The sequence below is a fragment of the Streptomyces hilarionis genome, from assembly GCF_024539675.1.
GTDB classification, from domain to species: Bacteria; Actinomycetota; Actinomycetes; order Streptomycetales; family Streptomycetaceae; genus Streptomyces; species Streptomyces hilarionis.
The window spans coordinates 19,570-27,181 of sequence record NZ_JAHHIT010000010.1; the positions used below are offsets into that span (position 1 = coordinate 19,570).

A 7,612-nucleotide genomic window follows, 5' to 3' on the forward strand; every position below is an offset into this window, starting at 1 on the left:
CGGCACCGACTATGACGGCGGTCATAGTAGTCCCCTTCATGACCGCGGTCATAGAGTGGAGGCGGAACGCAGCGGTCCCGGAACGGTCGGTGGAGGTCGAACGATGGCGGTGTCCGAGCGGGGGCCGCGCGAGCGGATGGTGTTCAGCGCCGCCCAGCTGATCCGGCGCGAGGGGGTCGCCGCCACCGGCATGCGCGAGGTCGCCGCCCACGCCGACGCGCCGCGCGGCTCGCTTCAGCACTACTTCCCGGGCGGCAAGGAGCAGCTGGTCAACGAGGCGGTCGGCTGGGCGGGCCGCTACGCGGGCAACCGCGTGGCCCGCTTCCTCGCCGCGCTGTCCGACTCCGGCGAGCGCGCGACGCCCTCGGCGCTGTTCGCCCAGATGGTGCGGCAGTGGACCGACGAGTACGAGTCCGCCGGCTTCGCGGGCGGCTGCCCGGTGGCCGCCGCCACCGTCGACCGCGCCCGGTCCACCGACGCCACCCGGCAGGCCACGGCGGCCGCCTTCGCCGCATGGACCGAACCGGTGGCCGGCGCGCTGACCGAGCTGGGCGTGCCCGCGGAGCGGGCGGGCGCGCTCGCCACGCTCATGATCAGCGCCCTGGAGGGGGCGATCCTGATCGCCCGGGCCGAGCACGACGTCCGCGCCCTGACGACGGTCGCCCGCGAACTCGGCCCGCTCCTCGACGCCGCGGTGCGCGACCGCCCCTGACACCTCGCGCACCCCGTGCGCGCCCCGAGGGCCGCGCTAGAGACCGGTCAGGAACGTCCCCAGTCGGGCGAGCCCCTCGCGCAGGTCCTCCGTCGACGCCGCGTACGACAGGCGGACGTGCGTCCGCGCCGAGTGCTCGCCGAAATCCCGGCCCGGGGTCAGGGCGACACCCGCCTCCAGCAGGGCTCGCTCGCAGAACTGCCACGAGGTGAGCCCGGTGCCGGCGACGTCGAAGTAGACGTAGAAGGCGCCGTCGGGCGGGACGGGCACCGGCAGGCCGATCCGCGCCAGCCCGTCGAGGACGAGCGCCCGGCGCCGCGCGAACTCGGCCCGCCGGGCCTCGCACACCGCGAGGGACTCCGCGGTGAAGCAGGCCAGGGCGGCATGCTGGGCGGGCGCGGACGCGCAGAGGAAGTAGTTCTGCGCCAGCCGCTCCATCACGGGCGCCAGCGTCCGGGGGACCACGCACCAGCCCAGCCGCCAGCCGGTCATGCCGAAGTACTTCGAGAAGCTGTTGACGACGACGGCGTCCGGGTCGGTCGACAGCGCGCTGCGCGGCGGCCGGCCGCGGGCGTCGTGGTCGGAGAGGTCCAGGTAGATCTCGTCGACGAGGCGCCAGGCGCCCCGCTCCCGGGCGGTGTCGCAGATCGCCGCGAGTTCGCCGGCCGGAACCGACGTGCCGGTGGGGTTGGACGGAGTGGCGACCATGACGCCGCGCGTGCGCTCCGTCCAACTCGCCCGCACCGAGGCGGCGTCCAGCTGGAACCGGCTTTCGGCGGTCGCGGGCACCAGGGTGACGCGGGCGCCGAAGCTCTCCATGATCTGCCGGTTGCAGGGGTACGACGGGTCGCCGATGAGCACCTCGTCGCCGGGATCGACCAGGGCGGCGGCGGTCAGCACCAGCGCGGCCGAGGCCCCCGCGGTCACGACGATCCGGGCCGGATCGACGTCGACCCCGTGCCGCTGCGCGTAGAACCCGGAGATCGCCCGGCGCAGCGCGGGCAGCCCGAGGGCCTCGGTGTAGGCCATGGGCCGCCCGTCCATGGCCTCCCGCATCGCGTTCAGCACGGCCGGCGGCGCACCGAAGTCGGGTTCTCCCAGGCTGAGTTTGACGATGCGACGCCCCTGCGCCTCCAGCGCGGCGGCCTGCTTGCCGAACTCCATGGCGTAGAACGGGGCGACGGCCTCGGCCCGCCGGGAGATCCGTGGCGTGCTCATGCCGCGGCCTCCGGCCCTGTTCCCTGCTGCGTCCGCTCTCGCACGGTTCTCCTTCGGCTCGGGCCTGTGGCTCAGCCGATTATCGACCGCGCGGGCGCGGCGCCCGCCGTCAGGCCCCGCCCGCCGCGCCGTCCCCCCGCGCGGCGGGCGGGATGTTCTGGTTGGCGCGGAAGAAGTTGTCCGGGTCGTAGGCGCGCTTGACCTCGGCCAGCCGGTCGTAGTGTCCGCGGTAGGTGGTCCGCACCCGCTCCGGACTCTCCTGCGCTCCCAGGAAGTTGACGTAGGAGCCGCCCATGGAATGCCCGTGCAGGTCGGCCCAGTAGTCGACGCACCACTGCCGGACCAGGTCGGCGTTGGCCGGGTCGGGGTCGATCCCCCCGATCACGCAGGACCACACGGCGTCCCGGTAGGCCCAGGCCGTGTCGTCGCTCCCGACCCGGTGCGCCGCCCCGTCCACCGGGTACAGGTGCATCGTCGACAGGTCGGTGGGAAGCCCCTCGCCGTAGCGTGCGTGCACCTCGACCGCCCCGTCGGAGAGCGAGTCGAAGAAGTCCCCGCGCCAGTACCACTGCAAGCCGGCCGGGATCAGCTCGTCGAACATGCTCTGAAGTGCCGGGTACGGCATCGGCGCGGTGAAGTGGAAGGCGGGGGGCGCCGGATCGTTCACCACGCCGAGCACCTCCTCCAGCCGCCCGGCCGCCAGGTCGCCGGTGTAGCACCACACGACGGCGCACATCTTGTGCCCGTGGATCGGCTCCGGGAACGGCGGCCCGGGGGGCACGACCAGCACCGCGAAGAAGCCGCTCACCTCGTCGGGCGCGGCGGGCAGGAACTCCCGGTACCAGCGCAGCACCTCGGCGGTCCGGTCGACCGGCCACAGCGTCACCGCGACGCCCACCGTGTCCACGGGATGCAGCTGGAACGTGAACGACGTGACCACGCCGAAGTTGCCGCCGCCGCCCCGCAGCGCCCAGAACAGGTCGGGGTGCTCCTTCTCGGAGGCGGTGACGAACGAGCCGTCGGCGAGGACGACGTCGGCCGCCAGCAGGCTGTCGATGGTCAGCCCGTGCCTGCGGGTCAGATGCCCGTGGCCGCCGCCCAGCGTCAGGCCGCCGACGCCGGTGGTCGACATGATGCCGGCCGGCACGGCCAGACCGAAGGCGTGCGCCGCGTGGTCGAGGTCGCCGAGCTGACTGCCGCCGCCGACCTGCGCGGTCCTGGCCTGCGGGTCGACGCGCACCCAGCGCATCGGCGACAGGTCCAGCGTGAGCCCGCCGTCGATCACGCACAGGCCCGGTCCGCTGTGTCCGCCGCCGCGCACCGCGAGGTCCAGGCCGCTGTCCTGCGCGAACGACAGCGTCGCGCGCACGTCCCCGGCGTCCACGCACCGGGCCACGGCGGCCGGACGCCGGTCGATCATGGCGTTGTAGACCGTGCGGGCCTCGTCGTACCCCGCGTCCCCCGGCGCGAGGACCGGCCCTCGCAGTGCCTCACGCAGACCTTCCAGCGCCGCTCCGTTGTCGCCGCCCATGTCGAACACCCCTGTGACGATGGTGGTCGCGCACGGCCGGACGCGCGGTGTCCGGGAGAGGTCTCGGCGAGCGGCGCGGGCATCCGTGCGCACCTCGGACTGTTGCCGACGGCCGAGGCCGGGGCCTTCGCCGCCAGTCTTCAGTGTCCGTCCCGCGGGCGGCCTGCGCATGTCGGTGGGGCGCTCCGCGGCACGGGGCCCCTCACCCGCCGTCGGGGTCGAGACACAGCGCCGGCACGCGCTGGACGGCGTTGTTGGCGAACCCGCCCCGGTTCCAGGCCTGTTCGAGCGGCTGGGAGTGGCCCGCCGCGTCGTGGGCACGAGCGCTCAGCACATGGGCGCCGGGAGTCGCGGACCACACGAAGGTCCACCGACGCCAGGCCCAGCGCCGGCCGTGGTCCGGTTCCAGTCCGGCCGCCTCCCAGGTCCGCCCGCCGTCCGCGCTCACCTCGACGGACGTCACCGGCGCCCGCCCCGACCAGGCCCGTCCCTCCAGCGGAACCGGCCCCGGCCCGACCACCCGGGTGCGGGACATGAAGTCGGGGCAGCCCGGCGGGATCAGCAGCGCCCGGGGCGCGATCAGGGTGACGGGCTCGCCCGTCTCCCCGGGCGTCCGCCGGATCCGGTAGGCGACGGACTGCTGGAAGCCGGTGAAGGGGGAGTCGGACACCTCGACGTCCCGCAGCCACTTCACCTGGGCCATGCCGTACCAGCCGGGCACGACCAGCCGCAGCGGGCTGCCGTGCTGCGGAGGAAGCGGCGCGCCGTTCATCGCGTACGCCACCAGGATCTCCGGATCGTCGCCCGTGGCCACGTCGAGCGCGAGCGCCCGCCGGTAGTCCTGCTCGACGCCCCGCTCCACCCCGTGGTCCGCGCCCGTGAACACGACGTCGACCGCGCCGGGGGCGACCCCGGCCTCGTCGAGGAGGCGGCGCAGGGGGACCCCCGTCCAGTCCGCGGTGCCCACCGCCTCGACCAGCCAGGGCTGGCTCACGGGACGCGGCGACAGCAGCGCCCTGCCGTTGCCCGCGCACTCCATGGTGGTGCGCACGACGACCGCGGGGCGGGCCCGCAGCTCCCCGGGGGAGAGACTGAGCGGGCGGCGCACCCGGCCACTCACCGTCAGCCGCCAGGAGTCGTCGTCCGGTACGGCGGGGATGTCGTAGTGCGTGAGCACGTAGTGCAGGCCGGGCGGTGTGACGTCGTAGCGCAGGGCCTCCAGCGGCAGACCGTGATTGCGCGCGGCCAGCGCCAGCTCGTCCTGCCCGAGGCCCTCGCCCGGCGCGGCCAGCCGGGCGGGCCCGCTCACGTCGGCGAGTCGACGCCTCATGCCCCGATTCTCCGCCTCGGCGCGCAGCCGTGCACCCGGCGGCGCGCACCCGGAGGCGGAGACCCGGCGGCCGTGGCACGCAACCGGCGGCCGAGAGGGAGACGGCCCCTCCCGACGCGCCCTGTGTCAGAGGCTCGCCGCGTGGTCGGGGACGTATGTCTGCAGATCCCTCGGCGGACGCTCGTAGCCGGTCGACGCCGGCCGCTCCGGGAGTTCCAGCACGGGCGGCGGCACCTCGCGGTACGGCACGGACGACAGCAGATGGGCGATCATGTTCAGCCGCGCCCGGCGCTTGTCGTCGCTCTCCACGACGTGCCACGGCGCCTCGGAGATGTCGGTGTGCACCATCATCTCGTCCTTGGCCCGCGAGTACGCCTCCCAGTGGGTGATCGACTCCAGGTCCATCGGCGAGAGCTTCCAGCGCCGCAGCGGGTCCTCCAGCCTGCGCCGGAAGCGGTCCTGCTGCTCGGTGTCGCTCACCGAGAACCAGTACTTGCGCAGCAGCACCCCGTCCTCGACCAGCATGCGTTCGAAGATCGGGCACTGCCTGAGGAAGAGCTGGTGCTCCTCCTTCGTGCAGAACCCCATCACGTGCTCGACCCCGGCGCGGTTGTACCAGGACCGGTCGAACAGCACGATCTCCCCGGCCGCGGGCAGATGCTCGACGTACCGCTGGAAGTACCACTGGGTGCGCTCGCGTTCGGTCGGCTTCGGCAGCGCCGCGATCCGTGCCACGCGGGGGTTGAGGTGTTCGGCGACCCGCTTGATGGTGCCGCCCTTGCCGGCCGCGTCCCGCCCCTCGAACACGATCACCATCCGGGTGCCCGACGCCCGCACCCACTCCTGAAGCTGCACCAACTCCGTCTGCAACCGCAGCAGTTCCTTCTCGTAGACCTTGCGCGGCACGGATGCCGCCTTCTTGTCGGCCATGCCGCCTCCACCGTCCGATGACCTCACGCCGCAGACTTACGCGGTTCCCGCCCTGCCCGGGATCGAACACCGGGACGCCACCGTACTGAGCGCCGGCGCACCGCGCATCCGCGCGCGCCGGGAGCGGGCACAGGCCCGGAGCAGGCACAGGCCCGGAGCGGGCACAGGCCCTAGGAGCGGGCGCGGCCCGGCGGGGTCATGACCCAGCGGATGGCACGGGTCAGGACCTGACCGGCCGGGCGCACGGCCAGGCCTTCGACGACCGGCACCCGGGGCAGCCACAGCATGGTGCGGGCCCAGGACGGCAGCAGGGCGACGGCGTTCGCGGCCAGGCCGCCGTAGAAGGGCCGTGCGGCCAGCGGGACCGGGGGCCGCAGCAGCAGGAACCGTGCCGTGGAACGCGCCTCGGGGGTGGCCCGGAGCTGCGGCCGGTAGGCGGCCAGACGCTCGGCCAGTTCGCGGCGGTCGCGCGGCGGGTCGTCGACGCCCAGCGCCTCGGCGACCCGCGCCGTGTCGGCGACGTAGGCGTCGTAGCCGTCGGCGTCCAGCGGGGCCGCCCCGAAGCGCTCGTGGGCGCGCAGGAAGCTGTCGGTCTCGGCGGCGTGCACCCAGCCGAGCAGGCGCGGGTCGGCCGCGTGGTAGGGCACGCCCTGCGCGGTCGTCCCGCGGATGCGGTCGTGGATGCCGCGGACGTGGTCCACCGCGCGCTGGGCGTCCTCGGCGGTGCCGTACGTCGTCACGGCCAGGAAGGTGCTGGTGCGTTGCAGCCGGCCCCACGGGTCGCCCCGGAAACCGGAGTGCCCGGCGACCGCGGCCATGGCGAGCGGGTGCAGGGACTGCAACAGCAGCGCGCTGAGGCCGCCGATGAACATCGAGGCGTCGCCGTGGACGATGCGGACGGGACGCTCGGGACCGAACCACCGCGGGCCCGGGGTGTCGTGGATGCGGGCGCGGGTCGCCGGGCCGTCGGGTCCGGCGACGCGCTGGAACAGGGCCTGCCCCAGCTGGTCACGGACGGTGGTCAGCACGGTCGGCCTCCCCTCTGCTGCTGTCCGGTCTCCTGGTCCTGGGTCTGGCCTCGGGTCTTCTGGCCTTCGGCGCGGTCTCTCGCTGTCCAGTGTCCGCGATGCCCGCCCGGAAACGGGCGCTCTCGCCGCCCGGCGACGCGCCCGGGCGCCGTCCGCGAGGTCCACCGGCCGCGGCGGGCGGGTACGCGCCCGGACGGGCAGGCGCGCGGCGGGGTCAGGCGGAGCCTTGCGGTCGGGGGCCCCGGCGCTGGTCGCCGCTGTGCCGGCGGAGCGCCTCGGTGTGCCGGGCGACGTCGTCCACCCGGGCCGCGAGTTCGGGGTGGCCGGACGCCAGATGCGTCCGCGTGTCCTTCAGCGGGCCGACGAGGGCGGCGGCGTCGTCGGCCGCGAGGGCGCTGCCGAGCTCGGCCAGCGGGGTCCGCGCGGCGGCGGGGAGGTCGGCGAGCGCGGTGATCTGGCCGGCCAGGCGACGCAGGTCGCCCGCGTGGGCCCGGGCCCAGGCCGTGACGGTGCGGTCGGCCGCGCGGCGGTCGCGGGTCGCCTGCACCCGCTCCTCGCTCGTGGACCCGGGGTTCCCGGGGCGCACGCGCAGATAGCGGCGTTCGGCGGCCTGCCGGCTCGAGACGCCGAGCGGCCGGGCGAGATCCGCCCAGCTGGCCCCCGCCTCCCGGGCCTCCTCGATGAGCCCCGGTTCCCACGCGGCGAGCCGGTCGCGCACCTCGCGCAGCATCAAAAGCGCGGCGAGCGCCTGCTCGGAACCCTCCCGGGCGTCGCCGGACCGCGGGGGGGGGGGGGGGGGGGGGGGGGGGGGGGGGGGGGGGGGGGGGGGGGGGGGGGGGGGGGGGGGGGGGGGGGGGGGGGGG

The 7,612-nt window shown here is 75.2% G+C and carries 7 protein-coding genes; 1 reads left to right on the top strand and 6 read right to left on the bottom strand.

What is annotated here, in order from left to right:
• Positions 1 to 103: 103 nt before the first annotated feature.
• Positions 104 to 712: a TetR/AcrR family transcriptional regulator gene (locus KMS84_RS03960; RefSeq protein WP_256914601.1), complete on the top strand. Its 609-nt coding sequence runs from the start codon at positions 104 to 106 to the stop codon at positions 710 to 712.
• Positions 713 to 748: 36 nt separating this feature from the next.
• On the opposite strand, the gene KMS84_RS03965 is transcribed toward KMS84_RS03960, so the two are convergent.
• From KMS84_RS03965 to KMS84_RS03990, 6 genes are all read right to left on the bottom strand, one after another.
• The gene (locus tag KMS84_RS03965) at positions 749 to 1,930 is read right to left on the bottom strand and encodes a pyridoxal phosphate-dependent aminotransferase (RefSeq protein WP_256914602.1); all 1,182 of its coding nucleotides are present in this window, start codon (positions 1,928 to 1,930) and stop codon (positions 749 to 751) included.
• Between the two features lie 109 nt (positions 1,931 to 2,039).
• Entirely contained in the window at positions 2,040 to 3,461 is a 1,422-nt protein-coding gene (locus KMS84_RS03970) for an FAD-binding oxidoreductase (RefSeq protein WP_256914607.1), read from the bottom strand.
• 202 nt (positions 3,462 to 3,663) lie between these two features.
• Positions 3,664 to 4,791 (bottom strand): sulfite oxidase, encoded by a 1,128-nt coding sequence (locus KMS84_RS03975; RefSeq protein ID WP_256914603.1) that lies wholly within the window; start codon positions 4,789 to 4,791, stop codon positions 3,664 to 3,666.
• Positions 4,792 to 4,917: 126 nt separating this feature from the next.
• Entirely contained in the window at positions 4,918 to 5,721 is an 804-nt protein-coding gene (ppk2, locus tag KMS84_RS03980) for a polyphosphate kinase 2 (RefSeq protein ID WP_256914604.1), read from the bottom strand.
• Between the two features lie 170 nt (positions 5,722 to 5,891).
• Positions 5,892 to 6,749, bottom strand: a complete 858-nt coding sequence (locus tag KMS84_RS03985) for an oxygenase MpaB family protein (protein WP_256914605.1) — start codon at positions 6,747 to 6,749, stop codon at positions 5,892 to 5,894.
• Between the two features lie 214 nt (positions 6,750 to 6,963).
• Positions 6,964 to 7,612: hypothetical protein (locus KMS84_RS03990; RefSeq protein WP_438818894.1), on the bottom strand; the 649-nt coding region annotated here is incomplete at its 5' end.

Excerpts from the sequence above, each read along its gene's own strand:
- KMS84_RS03960 (WP_256914601.1), top strand. The coding sequence starts at position 104 with ATGGCGGTGTCCGAGCGGGGGCCGCGCGAGCGGATGGTGTTCAGCGCC.
- KMS84_RS03965 (WP_256914602.1), bottom strand. The coding sequence starts at position 1,930 with ATGAGCACGCCACGGATCTCCCGGCGGGCCGAGGCCGTCGCCCCGTTC.
- KMS84_RS03970 (WP_256914607.1), bottom strand. The coding sequence starts at position 3,461 with ATGGGCGGCGACAACGGAGCGGCGCTGGAAGGTCTGCGTGAGGCACTG.
- KMS84_RS03975 (WP_256914603.1), bottom strand. The coding sequence starts at position 4,791 with ATGAGGCGTCGACTCGCCGACGTGAGCGGGCCCGCCCGGCTGGCCGCG.
- ppk2 (WP_256914604.1), bottom strand. The coding sequence starts at position 5,721 with ATGGCCGACAAGAAGGCGGCATCCGTGCCGCGCAAGGTCTACGAGAAG.